General features: G+C 56.4%; 18 protein-coding genes. 15 read left to right on the top strand and 3 right to left on the bottom strand.

What is annotated here, in order from left to right; genetic code table 11:
- Positions 1–45: 45 nt before the first annotated feature.
- Positions 46–1,020: an arginase family protein gene (locus ACR0AK_RS17530; RefSeq protein WP_480794301.1), complete on the top strand. Its 975-nt coding sequence runs from the start codon at positions 46–48 to the stop codon at positions 1,018–1,020.
- Here the strand turns inward: ACR0AK_RS17530 and ACR0AK_RS17525 are convergent.
- Together ACR0AK_RS17525 and ACR0AK_RS17520 are read right to left on the bottom strand one after the other, a co-directional pair.
- Entirely contained in the window at positions 1,017–1,985 is a 969-nt protein-coding gene (locus tag ACR0AK_RS17525) for an agmatinase (protein WP_480794300.1), read from the bottom strand. The genes ACR0AK_RS17530 and ACR0AK_RS17525 overlap by 4 nt on opposite strands.
- A 71-nt stretch (positions 1,986–2,056) precedes the next feature.
- Positions 2,057–3,577: a trimethylamine methyltransferase family protein gene (locus ACR0AK_RS17520; RefSeq protein ID WP_480794299.1), complete on the bottom strand. Its 1,521-nt coding sequence runs from the start codon at positions 3,575–3,577 to the stop codon at positions 2,057–2,059.
- A 184-nt stretch (positions 3,578–3,761) separates the two neighbouring features.
- On the opposite strand from ACR0AK_RS17520, the gene ACR0AK_RS17515 reads away from it, so the two are divergent.
- Together ACR0AK_RS17515 and ACR0AK_RS17510 are read left to right on the top strand one after the other, a co-directional pair.
- Positions 3,762–6,197 (top strand): GcvT family protein, encoded by a 2,436-nt coding sequence (locus ACR0AK_RS17515; protein WP_480794298.1) that lies wholly within the window; start codon positions 3,762–3,764, stop codon positions 6,195–6,197.
- Between the two features lie 89 nt (positions 6,198–6,286).
- The gene (locus ACR0AK_RS17510) at positions 6,287–7,258 is read left to right on the top strand and encodes a LysR family transcriptional regulator (protein ID WP_170560475.1); all 972 of its coding nucleotides are present in this window, start codon (positions 6,287–6,289) and stop codon (positions 7,256–7,258) included.
- Here the strand turns inward: ACR0AK_RS17510 and ACR0AK_RS17505 are convergent.
- A complete protein-coding gene (locus tag ACR0AK_RS17505; RefSeq protein ID WP_480794297.1) occupies positions 7,255–8,280 on the bottom strand; it encodes a LacI family DNA-binding transcriptional regulator in 1,026 nt (341 codons plus the stop codon). The genes ACR0AK_RS17510 and ACR0AK_RS17505 overlap by 4 nt on opposite strands.
- 139 nt (positions 8,281–8,419) lie before the next feature.
- On the opposite strand from ACR0AK_RS17505, the gene ACR0AK_RS17500 reads away from it, so the two are divergent.
- From ACR0AK_RS17500 to ACR0AK_RS17445, 12 genes are all read left to right on the top strand, one after another.
- Positions 8,420–8,605, top strand: coding sequence for a hypothetical protein (locus tag ACR0AK_RS17500; RefSeq protein WP_480794296.1), 186 nt, complete (start codon positions 8,420–8,422; stop codon positions 8,603–8,605).
- A gap of 23 nt (positions 8,606–8,628) precedes the next feature.
- Positions 8,629–9,774 (top strand): TRAP transporter substrate-binding protein, encoded by a 1,146-nt coding sequence (locus ACR0AK_RS17495; RefSeq protein ID WP_480794295.1) that lies wholly within the window; start codon positions 8,629–8,631, stop codon positions 9,772–9,774.
- 110 nt (positions 9,775–9,884) lie between these two features.
- Positions 9,885–10,397 (top strand): TRAP transporter small permease, encoded by a 513-nt coding sequence (locus ACR0AK_RS17490; protein ID WP_170560469.1) that lies wholly within the window; start codon positions 9,885–9,887, stop codon positions 10,395–10,397.
- An 11-nt stretch (positions 10,398–10,408) separates the two neighbouring features.
- Positions 10,409–11,737 carry a TRAP transporter large permease gene (locus ACR0AK_RS17485; protein WP_170560467.1) on the top strand — a complete coding sequence of 443 codons (1,329 nt, stop codon included), beginning with the start codon at positions 10,409–10,411 and terminating at the stop codon, positions 11,735–11,737.
- 12 nt (positions 11,738–11,749) lie between these two features.
- Entirely contained in the window at positions 11,750–13,057 is a 1,308-nt protein-coding gene (gene hisD, locus ACR0AK_RS17480) for a histidinol dehydrogenase (RefSeq protein WP_170560465.1), read from the top strand.
- Entirely contained in the window at positions 13,050–13,811 is a 762-nt protein-coding gene (locus ACR0AK_RS17475) for an SDR family NAD(P)-dependent oxidoreductase (RefSeq protein WP_480794294.1), read from the top strand. Before hisD ends, ACR0AK_RS17475 begins: the two co-directional genes overlap by 8 nt.
- Entirely contained in the window at positions 13,808–14,788 is a 981-nt protein-coding gene (locus ACR0AK_RS17470; protein ID WP_480794293.1) for a zinc-dependent alcohol dehydrogenase, read from the top strand. The genes ACR0AK_RS17475 and ACR0AK_RS17470 overlap by 4 nt, the downstream gene beginning before the upstream one ends.
- Positions 14,789–14,811: 23 nt before the next feature.
- A complete protein-coding gene (locus tag ACR0AK_RS17465; RefSeq protein ID WP_170560458.1) occupies positions 14,812–15,222 on the top strand; it encodes a universal stress protein in 411 nt (136 codons plus the stop codon).
- A gap of 48 nt (positions 15,223–15,270) precedes the next feature.
- The gene (locus ACR0AK_RS17460) at positions 15,271–15,777 is read left to right on the top strand and encodes a sulfopyruvate decarboxylase subunit alpha (RefSeq protein WP_170560456.1); all 507 of its coding nucleotides are present in this window, start codon (positions 15,271–15,273) and stop codon (positions 15,775–15,777) included.
- Positions 15,774–16,331, top strand: coding sequence for a sulfopyruvate decarboxylase subunit beta (gene comE / locus ACR0AK_RS17455; protein ID WP_480794292.1), 558 nt, complete (start codon positions 15,774–15,776; stop codon positions 16,329–16,331). Before ACR0AK_RS17460 ends, comE begins: the two co-directional genes overlap by 4 nt.
- 160 nt (positions 16,332–16,491) lie before the next feature.
- On the top strand, positions 16,492–16,680 hold the full coding sequence (locus ACR0AK_RS17450; protein ID WP_480794291.1) for a hypothetical protein: 189 nt from the start codon (positions 16,492–16,494) through the stop codon (positions 16,678–16,680).
- 46 nt (positions 16,681–16,726) lie between these two features.
- On the top strand, positions 16,727–17,098 hold the full coding sequence (locus tag ACR0AK_RS17445; RefSeq protein ID WP_480794532.1) for an MbnP family protein: 372 nt from the start codon (positions 16,727–16,729) through the stop codon (positions 17,096–17,098).
- The last annotated feature ends 39 nt before the right edge of the window (positions 17,099–17,137 follow it).

Below are 17,137 nucleotides of genomic sequence, written 5' to 3'. Positions count from 1 at the left end.
GCCCCTGGTTCCACCGGGGGCGTTTTTCTTTGACCGGAGGCGCATATGACCGACCGCTATGAACAGTCCATGATGGACAATCTGTATTGGTGGGGAGTACCCACTTTGTTCCGATGCCCCAATCAGGGGCCGGATGGGCAGGACATCGCGTTGGTCGGGGTGCCACATTCAACCGGTAACGGCACAACCGAACGGGATCAGCATTTGGGTCCTCGTGCATTGCGGCATGTTTCGGCCGTACAGCGGCGGGTCCATTCGGTTTTTGAAATCGACCCGTGGAACAGTGCGCGAATTGCAGATGTTGGCGATGTTCCGTTTCCCCGCGCTAACGATAATGAAGACTGCATCGAACGTATCACCCGCTTTTATAAAGATATTGACGCGGCCGGTGCGCGCCCGGTGTCGATTGGCGGCGATCATTCCATCACCGGTGGCATCGTTCAGGCGCTGGGGGGTGGCAAACTGGCGGGAGGAGAGCCTGTCAGCTTCCTCCATCTGGATGCCCACACAGACGTATTCACCAAGGTTGATCATTTCTTGGGGGCCAAGAAATCAGCAGCCCATTGGGGCGCATATCTGGCCGATCAGGGACAGGTAGACCCCACGCGATCCATGCAGATCGGGCTGCGCGGCCACCCGCGCAGTCTGGACTGGCTGCAGCCGTCTTATGACTATGGCTACAACATCGTCACCATGCGCGAGTTCCGGCAGCGCGGGTTGGAGGATGTCGTGGCCCAGACCAAAGAGGTGCTGGGGGACCGCCCGGTCTATATCACCTTCGATCTGGATTGCCTCGACCCGACCGTTGCGCCCGCGGTGTCCAACTTGGAGCCGGGCGAAAAGGGGTTCGATATTGACGAGGCTGTCGGCATTCTGCGCGCGGCGCGCGGTCTGAACATCGTGGGTGGGGATGTCGTTTGTATGATGCCAACCAAGGACAGTCCGAACAACATCACCGCGCTGACGGCAGCGGCGGTGATGTTTGAAATGATCTCGATGATTGCCGAAAACGTCAGCTAGCGCCTTGCGTCCACGGCCTGCGCCAATACGCACAGCAATTCGAACATCAGTGAAATGCCCAGCCACGCGGTGCCTCCGTTCGGATCGAACGGGGGTGCAACCTCGACCAGATCAGCGCCAATCAGGTTAACACCGGACATCTGACGAATGACCTGTTGCGCCTGAAAGCTGTTTGGCCCGCCGATCTCGGGGGTTCCGGTGCCGGGCGCAAAGGTCGGGTCAACAAAGTCGATGTCATAGGTGCAATAGGTCGGTGCTTGCCCAACGATACCGCGCACCTCGGCCATCACATCCTTAATACCCCGGTCGAACAATTCCTCGATACGGATAATACGGATGCCCTGTGCCTCACCCCACTCGATGTCCTCGGTATTATAGGCGGTGCCCCGGATGCCCACCTGCACAAATCGCTTAGGATCGACCAAGCCTTCTTCGACGGCGCGCCGGAACGGAGTCCCGTGGGTAAACTTGTGGCCGCCAAAATAGCCGTCGAACAAGTCCGTGTGGCTGTCGAACTGGATCAGGCCAACAGGACCTTCAGAGGCAAGCGCGCGCAGAACGGGCAGGGTGGTCAGGTGATCCCCACCTGCGGTCAGCGGAACAATGCCTTTTGAGTGCAGGTCCACATAGAACTCTGTGACCCGGTTCAGAGTGTCGTGGATATCGACCGGATTGGGTGCCACGTCGCCAAGATCGGCGCAATTGACCATTGAGAACGGTGCGACGCCTGTGACCGGGTTCATTGCGCGGATCATTGTGGAAAAGTCCCGCAGTTGTCGCGGACCATGCCGCGCCCCGGGGCGATTAGTGGTGCCGCCATCCCATGGGATGCCGATCAGACCCACTTCGACGTCGGTTATGCGTTCGTGGTCCAGATTCAAGCTGGGAAGACGCATGAACGAAGGGATGCCGGCAAACCGGGCGAGTTCCATCGCCGATACCGGCTGAAAAAATGAATCAGTCATGGCGATATTCCTTGCGTGTTTCACGGCTGACCCTAGCGGCTGATTGCAGTGCTGGGAATGCCTTGTGGTTTTCAGATCAGAATGCGGAAACGTTTCCGGATTTCGGCTTCCTGTTCGGCGCTCAGATAATCTGGGTGATGACTGGCCAGAACCTCTTTGGCGTGGTGCCGGGCGAATGACCACGCGTCTTTGGCACCGTCGTTTTGCCACGTGCGAGGTTCCTGACGGTCCGCGAGTTCAGGGTAAAAGTAGTCGCGTTCCATGGCCGCATATGTCTGTTCGCTGCCCAGAAAGTGACCGTCGCCTAAAACCGAATGGCAGATGGCGTCGAAACCCAGGTTTTCTTTAGTTACCTCAATCCCGCGCAACGCGCGATAGGTGTGAGAGTGCATCTCGTTGTCCAGTACAAAGCCCTCGAAACTCGCGCCCAGTAGCGACGCGGTCATGCCCGAGCTTTCGTAGATCAGGTTTCCCCCGGCCAAGGCTGCCGCAAGGGATGTCATGCCTTTTTCAACGCCATATTGCGCGTCGATGGCCTTTGCGTCGGTCATAGATGCCGCCACGCCCGATGGCAGACCTAACCAGTTGGTAATCTGCGCCGAGGCCGCGTTCAAAACGGCGGTTTCCCCACTGCCGCCTGCAAACGACCCGGTTCTGAGGTCCACAATGAAGGGCCAGTTGGAAAACACCATCGGAAAGCCGGGCTTGATCGCGTTGACCATGACAAGACTGGCCAGTGTCTCGGCCAGTGACTGCGCCAAAAAACCGGCCAATGTAGCCGGAGCCGTGGCGCCCGCCTGCGCCGCCGTAATGCACGACATGGGGATGTTATGAGCGACGCATTCGTAGACTACGTCGACTGCATCCTCGCCGTAGCGCAGTGGTGAAATCACCGGGCTAATATGCGCTTTCAGAAAAGGGCGTTTGGCGAATTCACCCGGTCCCCCGGCGACGATGTCCAGCATCTCGACAATGGGTCTGACATGTTCAGCTAAGGTAAATGACGTCGCCACCGGTTTGGTGGTGTTGCGTACCAGTGCGTAGGCGGTGTTGACGTCCAGATCATATACATCGGGCACATCCGTTGCCACGCAACACCGTGTGAACCAGCTGACATTGGCCAGCGTGTCCTGCAATCGGGTGAAATCGTGTAGGTCCGCCAGAGTAGAGGGGCGATAAAGCCCACTGTCGATGTCCAGCGTCTGAACAGCCGCGCCGCCGGTGCCGAAATAAACGCGGTCGCCACCAACCTCAATCGAGCGATTTTCGTCCCGGCCATGAAACACAAAACTCTTAGGTGCTTCATCGATCGCGCGTTGAACCATTTCACGCGGGAACAGCAGCCGGTTCTGTTGCCCGTCCTTGGCACCTGCTGCCTTGAGGTCGGCAGCAAGCCTTTGTGGCACGTTTCCCATGCCCAAGTCTTCCAATAGCCGCAATGCGGTGTCGAATATCTGTTCGATTTCAGGTTGGCTCAGGGGTTTGTAAGTCCCACCCCTCTGGCCGGGCGGGCAGGGGTCGACGACGGGTTTGGCTGCCCGTTGGGCATGTCGCGCTTTTCGGCCGCTGCGTTTAGATCCGTCCGATGACATCCGGTCCCATCCCCTTGTTTGCTTTCCTGCACCGTAAGGGGCGGAACATCCCGGCATCAAAGTCGAATTGCCGTTTTCAGAATCCGAAATCGCAGTTTCGATTTTCCTGCACCCGCATCTGCACGGTTGTCGCACCAGTCTGTTCTTCCGCAAGACTTGGAGAGAACTAAACGGAGCAGAACGAATGAAGTCGCGTACCAAAGTTGTTGTGATCGGTGGTGGAATCGCGGGATGTTCCACCCTGTATCACCTTACGCAAGAGGGGTGGACCGATGTGGTTCTGGTCGAACGGAACGAACTAACCTCTGGTACGACATGGCATTCGGCCGCGCAGGTGACGAATTTTGGCATGAACCAGACGATGGTGGGGCTGAAATCTCATTCGATCCGCCTGTACAAAGAATTGGCCGACGATCCGGAATACCCGATCAATTATCACCATGGGGACGGTGGGATACGCCTGGCCAACACCGAAGGCCAGATGCAGGGTTACCACCACTTCGCATCCATGGCGCGTGGCATGGATGTGCATTTTGAGGTGATTGATGCCGAAGAATGCGCCCGCCGCCACCCTCTGATTTCGACCGACAATCTAATTGGTGGGCTGTGGGATCCGCTGGATGGCGATATCGACCCGGCTCAACTGTGTCAGGCTTTGGCGCGACGGGCTCGGAAGGCCGGTGCCGAAGTCTATCGGAATACGCCAGTTACAGGGCTGGTGCAGCACGGCGATGACACTTGGACTGTGCAGACCGAACATGGCGATATCGACTGTGATATCGTGGTCAATGCCTGTGGTTATCGGGTCAACGAGGTAGGGGCAATGATGGGTGTCCATCATCCGGTGTCTTCGATGGAGCACCAGTATTTCCTGACCGAAGAAATTTCTGCAATCCGCGATGCGGGCCATCGGATGCCTCTGCTGCGCTGCCCGATCAGCGACTATTACTGCCGACAGGAAAAGAACGGCCTGTTGCTTGGGTTTTATGAGCAGGACTGCAAGACCTGGGGTATGGATGGGATTGATCCGAACTTTGTAAACGCGCTTTGTCCCGACGATCTGGATCGTGTGACAGACGTGTTGGAAGGCGCATTCGCGCGGATGCCAGCATTGATGGAGGCCGGCATTCACACGGTCGTAAACGGGCCGATTACCTACACAATCGACGGGGCGCCGCTGGTGGGGCCTATCCCCGGCAAACGCAACGCGTTTTGCATCATCGGCCTTCGTGCGGGGCTGGGCGAAGGTGGCGGGCATGGGTGGTTGCTCGCCCAGCAAATTGTGCATGGTGAGGCGTGTTACGATACCTGGTGCCTCGACCCTCGTCGGTTTACAGGTCACGCCAATGTGGAATTGACAGCGCTGAAGGCCATCGAAGACTATCAAAACGAATTCCGGTTCCACTTTCCGCATGAACATCGTCCCGCGGGTCGCCTCGCCAAGACAACGCCTTTGACACCGGTGCTGGCGTCTGAAGGGGCTGAATTCACCGTGGTCAATGGTTGGGAGAGGGTGGATTACATCAAACCTTCGCCTGATTTTACGCCGACCCATAGTTTCGGTTTTGACGAAACTTTCGACGTGGTCGCCGCTGAGGTTAGAAACGTGCAAACGGGCGTTGGATTGGCCGAGGTGAACGGGTTCAATAGGATCGAAATCACAGGTGCAGACCGACATGCCTTTCTGGACAGGGTGTTCTGCGGGCCTGTCACCCGGCGCGAGGCGCGGGTAGGGCTGGGGTACCTGCTGAACCATCACGGTATGGTCAAGGCCGAGGCTACGGTCGCCAATCTTCCAGCCAGCGACCGGGGGCTGGCGCGTGTTTGGTATGGCTCGGCCGCGGCAAGTGAATTTCATGACATGGATTGGCTTCGTCAGAACATGCAAGGCGATGAAGATGTTCATCTGCGCAGCCTTACAAATGATCAAACCATACTTGTCCTCGCAGGCCCCAAAGCGCGGCTCGTTTTGTCAGCCTGCGCACGCGGCGATTGGTCGGCCGAGGTTTTCCCATGGCTCAATGTCCGGGAGTGCTTTGTTGGCATCGCCCCGGCCACGGTCATGAATCTCAGCTTTTCCGGTGAGTTGGCCTATGAGATCCATGTCCCCAACGCGTCGCTCTACGCGGCCTATCTTGCGTTGCGGCAGGCAGGAGAGGCGCACGGGATGAGACTGTTTGGCGCGCGGGCCGTGGAAACGATGCGGATGGAGAAAAGTTTCCTTCATTGGAAAGCCGACCTGATCACCGAATTCGATCCTTTTGAAACCGGCTTGGACAGGTTCGTCCGCTTAAACAAGGGCGATTTTGTCGGACGCGCAGCGTTGCTGAAAAGGCAATCGGATGGTCCACGAAAAAAGCTTGTTTCGCTTCAGATACTCTCAAAGTCCGGCCCTGCAAACCCCGGAGCTTCGCTGATGCAAGGGGATCAGGTTGTGGGCACCATCACGTCCGGCGAATGGGGGTACCGCACCGGGTTGAACCTTGCTCATGCATTTGTCGACCCCGCCTTCTCGGGTATCGGCCACGAAATGGAGTTGGACAGTTGCGGTCAGCGTGTGCGCGCAACTGTCATTCCGGCGTGCCCATATGATCCGGAATTTGCCCGGATGAAGGCATAAGCTTCACCCCGAGGTCAATTTCAGCATTGCCGTGGGGGCAAATCTTTGCTTGGCTAGTTTCGGACAAATCGAAACAATGATAGCTGCCAATGTCAAAATCGCTAAGCCTGAGATGGCTGGAAGTTTTCCAATTGATCGCCAAATCCGGGTCGATCCAACAGGTTGCGTCCGAAACAGGTCTGTCAATCAGCACAGTCTCGAACCACTTGCGCAGTTTGGAGAATGCGCTTGGCATTGAGTTGGTCGACCATGGGCGCAGACCCATGGGACTGACGCCCGCAGGCGAGGTCTTTTCGAGGTATGTCCGTGACGGTTTGACCGTTCTGAAACGCGGCGAGGCCGAAATCCGAACGGGCAATTGGCAACACGCAACCGATCTGCGGTTGGCGTTGATTGATGATTTCGACAACCAGATTGCCCCTGATATGGTTCGTTTTCTGGCGCAAGCTCTGCCGCGCTGCAATTTTCGCCACTTTACGCGTCCCAGCCACGAAATCCTTGCCAAGCTGCAGGAACATAAACTGGATGTGGGGGTTGCCACGCGACCACCGGGACGAACCGAAGGGTTGATCGAATACCCATTGATGCGCGATCCGTTCCTTGTCGTGCTTCCCAACAACTTTGACGGTTCGCCTGAAGAGTTGTTTCACCCGGACGCGGATTTACCCTTGCTGCGGTACTCCCGAGACTACGTCATCGGGAAACAAATTGAGATTCAATTGGCGCGTAGCAAGTTCAGTTTGCCGAACAGGTTCGAACTGGAGTGCAATCAGTCCATTATCGGTTTGGTGGCCCAGGGCAGTGGTTGGGCGATCACGACGGCTGCCTGTTTTCACCGGACCCAGCGGTTCCATAACAGCGTCAAGGCAATGCCATTTCCCGGCCGAAATTTCGTGCGAACCGTGTCCCTGTTCACGACCGAAGTTTATCCCGTGACGACCTCGGAACTGATCCAGAAGGTTATGGTGAAACTAATCCGCCAACATTTCACGCGACCGATGTGCGCAAAGCATCCTTGGTTGAAGGACGATTTTCGCACGATGGAGGGCGAAGCGGCTTAGCCGGAGACGGGCTTGCCAAGCGACGGTCGATTTACAACTCTCGTCGCCAGTTGTTCTCCCTCCCCGGCGGTTTGGTTTTCGACCATCTCAATCAATTGCAGGGCTGCTTTGTGTCCCATTTCACGGTGGGGGACATGCACTGTGGTCAGAGCTGGGGAGACGATCCGGGCCAGTTCGATATCATCGAAGCCCGTGATCGAAACATCGCCGGGTACATCAAGCCCCATTTTTTGCGCCTGCCGCAAAGCACCAACGGCTAACACGTCATTACCACATAGGATTGCTGTCGGCGGCGTGGTGGCGTTCATCAGGTCGCTAAAGGCTTTGGCGCCGTTTTCGATTTCATACGACGTTTCGATAACGGTCAGATTGCTGGCCTCAAGTCCACGATCGGCGACTGCTTCCCGGATGCCCTGAACCCTGAGACGGGCGCGGTCATTTCCGTCAACGCGAGCTGATATCACGCCAATCCGAGTGTGCCCCAACCCAATAACGTGACTGGCGAGGTCGAACATCGCCGCGCGATTGTCAAAACCGACCGAAGGCAGTTTGGAGTCCGGCAGATAAGACCAGGCGACCAAAGCGGGAATATTGCGCTGGTCCAGAAAGTCATAGATCTCGGGATCGCGGTCATGCCCGATTAGCAGCAACCCGTCAGCCCCACGCGCAATCAAGGTCCGGATTTGTTCTTCTTCGATTTCCGGTTTGTAGGCCGAACTTGAAACCAAAAGCGTATAGCCGCGCTGGTGCAGCTCCTCCTGAAAGGCCTGAAGGCCCCGCGCAAAAATCGCGTTTTCCATGGTTGGAATGATCGCGCCGATGGTGAACGACCGCTTGGCCGCCATTACGCGGGCTGCAAAGTTTGGCGTATACCCAAGCGCATCAACTGCGGACTGTACGCGTTCACGGGTCGCTTCGACCACCCGGTCCGGACTGTTGAGGCAACGCGACACAGTGGCCGTCGAAACACCTGCCATTTTTGCCACATCATCCAGTGTCGGCGCCGACCGGGGTTTCGCCATTTCCAAACTCGCAATTTGCTTTTGCTGATAACTCTAAACTCAACTGCGGTGAGAAGGAAGCAGATATGTAAGCGCTTGCATTTTGCATGTAAGCGCTTACAAATGACGTTGGGCCGAATCTGAAAAGGGAGTCCAAGAGATGTTTCTTGCTGCGTCCGCACTCGTGTTTGCCATCTATTTTGCGAACGTGGCGTTGGGGGCTTTTGCAAACAGCGCCTTTCTTGGTGACGTCGGAGAGATGTTGGTTCTGTTCGCGGCGTCGATCCTGTTCGTTGTCGCAATTCTAAAAAAGGAAGCCGCTCGCGACGCAAAAAGCGATGGCTGATTTTTTGCTTGGGAGGGCACTAAATGAAAAACGATAGAAATGAACTGGCGTCCGTCGAACGTCGTAACTTCCTGAAGCTCAGCGCTAGTGGTTCATTCACTGCTGCGCTGGTTGCAGGTGCCGGTGGCGTCCTGTGGTCGTCGGAAGCTGTGGCGCAGACAGCCAAAGAAGAAAGCGAGCGTGAAAAGGCCGCCGATCATGTAATGACGGTTGCAACCGCATATGTGTTGGGCGCTTCGCGCAGCTATCCGATCATGCAGCTTGACCTGAAAGAAAACATCCAGAACGCAACAAACGGCAAAGTATACGTCAAGCTTGCGCCTGGTGGCCAACTGGGTGCCGGTGGTGCTTTGGTGCAGAAGGTGCAGGGCGGGACGATTCAGGCGGCGCAGCATTCGCTGTCCAACTTCGCACCGTTCGCGTCGACCGTTGACCTTATCAACATGCCTTATCTGTGCGGTTCGAACCAGCGGTTCACCAACCTTGTGCATTCCGACACATGGCAGAACGAAGTTCACCCGAAAGTCGAGGCAGCCGGGTTCAAGGCACTGTTCTATGTGGTGATCGACCCGCGCGTCGTTGCCGTACGTCAGGGCGGTAACGCCATCATCACCCCCGGTGACATGAGCGGCGTGAAGTTCCGCGTTCCCGGCTCGAAAATGCTGCAGCAATACTACCGTATGGTCGGCGCGAACCCGACGCCTGTTGCATGGGGCGAGACGCCCTCGGCAATTAAACAAGGGGTTGCGGATGCGCTCGATCCGTCGGTCGGTGCACTGTACGTCTTTGGCTTCAAAGACATCCTCAGCCATGTGACCTTTACGCAGGCTGTGCCAGACAGTCAGGTCTATTCGTGTAACCTTGAATGGTTCAATTCGATGCCACCAGACGTTCAGGAAGGCATCATGTGGGGCTCGGAGATGACCAGCCACCAGAACCTCTCCAAAGTGCCGTCGGCCCGCGCCTATGCCATGGCCGAGCTTAATAAGGCCGGAGTGGAATTCCACTCGCTCAACGCAGATCAACTGGCCGAGTGGGAAAGTGTCGGCGGTTATCAAAACGCCGATTGGGATCCATTCAAGACAGAACTGGCCGGGTCGATGGACGCGTTTGAGAAACTGGTCGAGGCGGCCGGGACGCAAGGCAAGTACTACGTCCACGACGCCTGATCTTATCTGGTGGGCGTCTTTTGGGCGCCCGCAACCACTCAACAGCAGTCAGGCCTAAAAGGGCCCGAAGCAGAAGGCCACGCCTGACTGTTCTGTCGCCGAGGGAACCGATGACCTTACTAAAAAACATAGATCGCAACGCCGAGCGCTGGCTGCTGCTGGTGTTCTACGTGATGCTGGTCATCACCATGGCCATTGAGGTCCTTCGACGCGAAATCTTCGCTTATTCTTCGATCTGGGGCGAAGAGATCGTCCGGTACTCGTTCATCTATCTGGCCTGGATTGGTGCTGCGGCGGCGGTCAAGGAGCGGGCCCATATCCGCATTGATGTGGTGATGCACTACCTCGGGCCGCGACCGAAGGCCTTGCTCTATATCTTTGGCGACCTTGTGATGTTCGTGGTCGCTGTGATTGCGCTTTACTGGTCGTACGAGGCGGTTCACGTCTCGGCAAAGTTCGGATCAGTTACAGATGGCCTTCGGGTGTCGAAGGTCTGGTTCCTGATGGCTGTTCCGACCGGCTTTGCGCTGATGATCTGGCGCCTGATCCAATCGTTTTTACGCGATTTCAAATCCCTTCGCGACGGCACGCCCGTCTTCGAAGGCGACAAACTGTTTGACTGAGGGGAAACGGAATGCTCTGGAACTCTCTCAATCAAACGGTCGAGCTCGGCTGGGATTTTTACCTACCTGTCATCCTGTTCGTTGGCTTGATTGCCATGGCAGTTCCGGTCTGGGCCGCAATCGGTTCTGCCGCCATCGTCATGCTGATCATGTCCGGCGACCTTCCGCTGAGCCTTGTGGGCGAAAGCCTGTTTACCGGCATCGATGCTTTTGCCCTGACAGCTGTACCTTTGTTCATCCTGACCGGCGACGTGTTGGTCCGGACCGGCCTTTCGCGAAAGTTTCTTGATGTGGCCGAGGCGCTGACCTGCTTTACAAAAGGCGGGTTTGGCTCGGCTACCGTTCTTGTGTGCGGAATGTTCGCGGCCATTTCGGGTTCCGACGCCGCCGGTGCTGCTGCTGTGGGCCGTATGACCATCAATCGGTTGGTCGAAAGCGGCTATCCCCGTCCTTACGCCTGTGCGCTGGTTGCGGCTGGTGCCTGTACGGGCATCCTGATCCCGCCGTCCATTGCGTATATCATCATCGGCCTTGTGCTGGGTATATCCGCCTCGACCCTGTTTCTGGCAGCCCTGATACCCGGTCTTGCCATCCTGGTTTCAATCCTGATCACCAACCTCATAGTGAACCGCATTTATCACTATGAAGACGGCGGTATGATGACGTTGGGTGAGTGGCTGGCCAATCTGGGCAAGGCCCTGAAATCGGGCTGGTATGCGTTTATCGTGCCAGGGATTATCTTCTATGGCATCTTCTCAGGTCGTCTGACCCCGACCGAGGCTGGCGCCACCGCAGTGGTCGTGACCATCATCATGGGGTTCATTCTGCGTACGCTGACCCTGGCTGACTTTCCGTCGATGCTGGTCAGTTCGGCTAAGGTGAACGGCGTTATCCTTCCGATCATTGCCTTTTCGGCTCCGTTGGCCGAGGCGTTGGCGATCATGGGCGTGCCTCAAGGGTTTGTCGCCTCAATCACTTCGCTGACCGAAGATCCATACGTGTTGATCCTGCTGATGATCGGCATTCTGATCGCTGCTGGCTGCGTTATGGAAACGACGCCCAATATCGTGATCCTTGCTCCAATCCTGAAACCGCTGGCCGACAATATCGGCATGAACGAAATCCAGTTCTGCATCATGATGATCACCGCACTGGGCGTCGGCTTCATTACGCCGCCCCTTGGCCTTAACCTGTTCGTCGTATCTGGCATTACAGGTGAGTCCATTCTGAAGATTGCGGCCCGTGCGGTACCGTTCGTATTAACAATGCTGATCGTGGTTCTTCTGATAGCCTACGTTCCTGCGGTTTCGACCACATTGCTTCCTGAAATCTACCAATAGGACCTGTTGAATATGCCTCGCGACTATCTGAAAAAGGCGACCCTGACGGCTCAATCTCATGCCTCCGAAGTGCATGACACCGTGAAGACTATCCTTGCCGACATTGAGGTTGGTGGGGACGCTAAAGCGCTGGAATACGCAGTTAAATTCGACAAGTTTGATGGAAACGTGTTGATGACCGCAGACGAGATCGAGGCCGCCTGCGCGCTTGTCCCCGAAAGGCTCAAGGCGGATATTCGGTTTGCTCACGACAACGTTCGTCGATTTGCCGAAACCCAGAAAGCTACGGTGTCTGATGTTCAGATGGAGATCGTGCCGGGATTTGTCGCGGGCCAGAAGGCAATTCCCGTGGACGCGGCGGGCTGCTACGTGCCCGGTGGGCGTTACAGCCATATCGCCAGCGCCATTATGACCGTGACCACAGCCAAGGTTGCCGGGTGCCGCCACATCACGGCCTGTTCACCGCCACGCCCGGGCGAGGGTGTCGCGCCTGCGATTGTCTATGCGGCACATATCTGCGGAGCGGACAGTATTCTGGCGATGGGTGGCGTTCAGGGTGTCGCCGCCATGACCTATGGCCTGTTCGGTCTGCCGCGCGCCAACATCCTTGTCGGCCCGGGCAACCAGTTTGTGGCCGAGGCCAAGCGAATTCTATACGGCAAAGTTGGCATCGACATGATTGCCGGGCCGACAGACAGTTTGATCCTTGCAGACAAAACATCGGACCCGCACGTGGTTGCGACGGACTTGGTCAGCCAGGCAGAACATGGATACAACTCGCCGGTCTGGCTGGTGACGGATGATCGCGATCTTGCACTAAAGGTCATGGAATTGGTTCCGACACTGATCGATGATTTGCCCGAACTGAACCGGGAGAACGCCTTTGCTGCGTGGCGCGATTATGCGGAAGTCATCGTCTGCTCGGACCGCGAGGAAATGGCGGCCTGTTCGGACGAATACGCGCCTGAACACCTGACCGTACAGGCAGAGGATCTGGATTGGTGGCTGGGTCGTCTGACCTGCTATGGCTCGTTGTTTTTGGGTGAAGAAACCACGGTGTCTTATGGTGACAAGGCGACGGGTACGAACCACGTCCTGCCGACATCCGGGGCAGCCAGCTATACTGGTGGTTTGAGTGTTCACAAGTACATGAAGATCGTCACTTGGCAACGGGCAACGCGGGAAGGTTCGAAATCAATTGCTGAAGCAACTGCCCGTATTTCCCGACTGGAGGGCATGGAAGGGCACGCGCGGGCAGCAGACGTGCGCCTTGCCAAGTATTTCCCTGACGAACAGTTTGACCTGACAGCTGATGGATGATCCGCGCACGCTGTTTGACCTGACGGGACGGGTGGCGTGCGTGACTGGCGCAAGCTCGGGGCTGGGCCGTCGTGTGGCGCTGGTTCTGGCCTCTGCGGGCGCGCAAGTGGTCGGTGTCGCGCGTCGGCGTGAGGCTTTGGACAGTTTGCAGGCCGAAGGCGGTGATAGCGTGGCGACAGTCGTCGCGGACGTGGCGGATCGGTCGCGTGTTTCGACGCTTGCCAAAGAGATCGCAGCTGGTTTTGGGCCACCCGACATCATTGTGCATGCGGCTGGAATTAACACGCGTGAAGTAGCCGATGACGTCACCGGTGAGGGCTGGGACACAACCCTTGAGTTGAACCTGAGCGCTCCGTTCTTTCTGAGCCAGGCCTTGGTGCCCGCGATGAAGGAACGCGGATGGGGGCGGATCGTGAATTTCGCCTCGCTTCAGACGACGCGCGCTTTTCCCGGCGGTATCGCATATGGTGCCAGCAAAGCCGGGATCGGACAATTGACACGGGCTATGGCCGAGGCTTGGTCAGCTCACGGCATTACCGCAAACGCTATAGGGCCGGGGTTTTTTCCGACCGAGCTGACGCAGGCTGTGTTTGATGACGCCGACCGGGCAACTCGTAACGCGGCGCAAACCTGTATGAACCGGAACGGGCGGATGGAAGATATCGATGGTCCGATCCTGTTTTTATGCTCAAAGGCGTCCGATTACGTGACAGGACAAATTCTGATGGTCGACGGAGGATTTACGGCGAAATGAAAGCGCTTGTTTATCAAGGAGTTGAGCATCTTGTTTACGAGGATGTTCCGGATGCCGCACCCGATATCGGAGAGCAACTGATCCGGGTCGAAGCCGTGGGCATATGTGGCTCGGACATGCATGCCTATCTCGGCCACGATGCGCGCCGTCCGGCACCGCTTGTTCTTGGCCACGAAGCCGCAGGAACAATCGTCGGCGGATCCCGCGACGGAACACGTGTAACGATAAACCCGCTGGTGACGTGTGGTGTCTGTCTGGCGTGTGAAGCAGGCCGTGAAAACCTGTGCCCTAGTCGGCAGATCATCTCGATGCCACCGCGTGAAGGGGCCTTTGCCCAATATGTGGCGATGCCAGATGCAAATCTGGTTGAGGTACCGGACCACGTGACTTTTCAGCAAGCTGCCCTGGCTGAGCCATTGGCGGTTAGCTGGCACGCAGTTCGTCTGGGGCTTGAGGCGCTGCATCAGGGAATGGCGCGTGATGCACTGGTGATTGGCGGTGGCGCAATTGGGGTGGCCACAGCTTTGGCTCTGGCGTCTGGCGATTTCGACGATGTTGTCATTGTTGAGCCGAATGACGTGCGGCGCGCCTATTTGGAGAGTTTGGGCACTTTCAATGTCGTCGAATCCACTGATGATTTGTTTTCACTGGTCGTCGATGCAGTGGGGTATTCTGCAACTCGGGCCGCTGCGTCTCATCACGTGCAGCCGGGCGGCGTGATTGTGCATGTGGGGCTGGGCGAGGATGCGGGTGGTTTGGACATACGTCGTATGACCTTGCAGGAAATCACATTTATCGGCACCTATACATATACTGCCGAGGATTTTAGAAAAACCGCGCAGGCGATTTTCGACGGTCGTTTGGGTCTGTTGGACTGGGTCGAGGAAAGGGCCTTGTCTGATGCTGCCGACGCCTTTCGGGACTTGCGGAAGGGTGCGGTTGCAGCGCCCAAGATCATCCTCGCACCCTGGGACTAGACCAGGCAGAAACGGAGGTATTCATGTACAAAAAAATTCTCGTACCAATGGCGTTGGATCATGGGATTTCGCCGCACACCCTGGAAATCGCCAAAGCCTTGTCGGCAGAAGGGGCCGAGATTGTAGCCCTGCATGTCTACGAGATGCCTCAGGGTTCAGTTAGTGCCTATCTCGACAAGGATGTCGTTGCAGAAGGCTTTCGTGCGGCACGTAACTTGTTGCGGGAAAAAGTATCGGGGCTTGAAGGTGTTCAAGCTGAGATTGTCAAAGGTCACACCGCCCGAACGGTGATCGATTTTGCGACCCAAAACAAATTTGACTGCATCGTCATCGGTTCGCACCAACCAGGCGTCAGCGACTATTTTCTGGGATCGACCGCATCGCGCGTCGTCCGTCATGCGCCTTGCGCCGTGCATGTGCACCGCAGGCTTTAACCCGTAAATCGCGCCAAATGCGCCCTAAACAGGACGAACTATTCGGACATGAACATAGACAAAAAGATCACCGATGATCTGGTGGCCAACGACATTTCGTTTGTCACTACGGTCCCGTGCAAACAACTGGCCGGCGTCATTGACGAAATCGACGCACGTGAGGGTGTTTTTCACATCCCTTCGAACAAAGAAGATGAAGGTATGGGCCTGTGCGCTGGTGCCTGGATGGGCGGTAAGCGTCCTGCGATTATCATGCAGAACACGGCCATTGGCGTAACCATCAACACGTTAGCGACGTTGATCCAGTATTACCGGATGCCTTTGCCCATGCTGATCTCATACCGCGGAGAGTTGCGCGAACCCGTCGCCTGCCAGGTTGAAATGGCGGTCCATACCAAGGCGCTTTTGGCACAGATGAATATTCCGACCTACCACTTCCATCATCAATCGGATGTCGAGGAGCTGGATGCGATCCTGAAATACACCTTTATGTGCAACAAGCCGGTTGCGATCCTGACCGACGCCAATTTCTGGGGAGGCTATGGCGACCAATGATCCGTTCTGAGATTCTTAAAGAAATCGCCCCGATCCTGCGAGATCAACTGGTTGTCTGCAATATCGGCATACCCAGTCAAGAGCTGCACGCTATCGATGATCAACCCACCAATTTCTACATGCTGGGCACTATGGGTCTGGCTTCAAGCATTGGCCTGGGTCTGGCCTTGTCGCAGCCAAAACCGGTTATCGTGATCGATGGTGACGGGTCTATCCTGACTAATCTCGGTACCTTGCCGACCATTGCCAACAATGTGGCAGACAATTACATCTTGCTGATTGTCGACAACGGATCTTATGGATCGACTGGGGATCAGCCGACTTATGCGGGCAAGAAGACATCGCTGGCCGCTGTGGCGCAAGCTTGCGGCTGCGATAATGTGGTCGAGTGTCAGGCCGAGGAAACTGGCGCCGCGTTACAGGCAGCGCTAGACGGCGGCAAAATGACCATTATTGTCAGCAAGTGCGAAAGCGGTAATGCCAAAATGCCAGTTATCACGATGGACCCGGTAGTGATCCGCGACCGCTTTATGAAGGCTGTTCAGGCGTCCTAACTCAAACTGTCAACGCACGTTTCGCTTACGCCGTCCCTTCGGGGCGGCGTTTTTCGTGGCCGGTCGCCCTCCGTTTGATGCGGGTTCCTGAATGTGATGTGGCGCTACATAAAGTGCCTTTCAAACACATTTTAAGGAGTTTCATCGCAAGGGAGGAATTATGAAATTCAAAGTGTTTTCGCAACGCGCACTTATTGGCGCTGGCCTGTTGATGGTTGGCATAACATCGGCGCAGTCCCAGATCCGCGAGGAAAGTCAGGGCATGATTTTGCCGCGCAGTTTGCTGATCCTGACAACTATCATCTGCTACGACTCGTCAATCCGCAAACAATCCATTCGGTCACACTAGATGACATTCCACTGGACGCCAGTGATCAGGTACGCATTTTGTTGGTATAGACCCGAAAGCCAATGGCTCGATCCAGGCACGCGGGGATCTGGATCCGAATAGCCAAATGGCCTGGAACTGGGAGGTCGGCTACAAATTCGTTGTGATGGAAGGGGCCCTGCGCATCGGCGAGGAGGTTTATCCGCTGGTCTATCACGTGGGATTTTCGGAAAACGCGCGTGAGGTCGATATCCATTTGCCGCCGGATATCGGTGCCGAGGGCGATGTGGATCTGCACGTCAGTGTCGATGTTGCAAACCTGTTTGACGGGTCTTCGCAAATTGACATGCAAAGGCTCTCATCGGTCAAATTTAACCGCGAAGACGCTGCCAAGCTGGCCGACAATTACCCGACCATGCTGGCCCCGATATATCCGTAAGTTCGGATCAGCCAGAACGTGAAAGGTCCAAGAAGCCTC

It is taken from the genome of Ruegeria sp. BI12 (genome assembly GCF_056537985.1).
The sequence above is the reverse complement of the archived record's forward strand: the minus strand, read 5'-3'. Positions and strand labels throughout refer to the sequence as shown.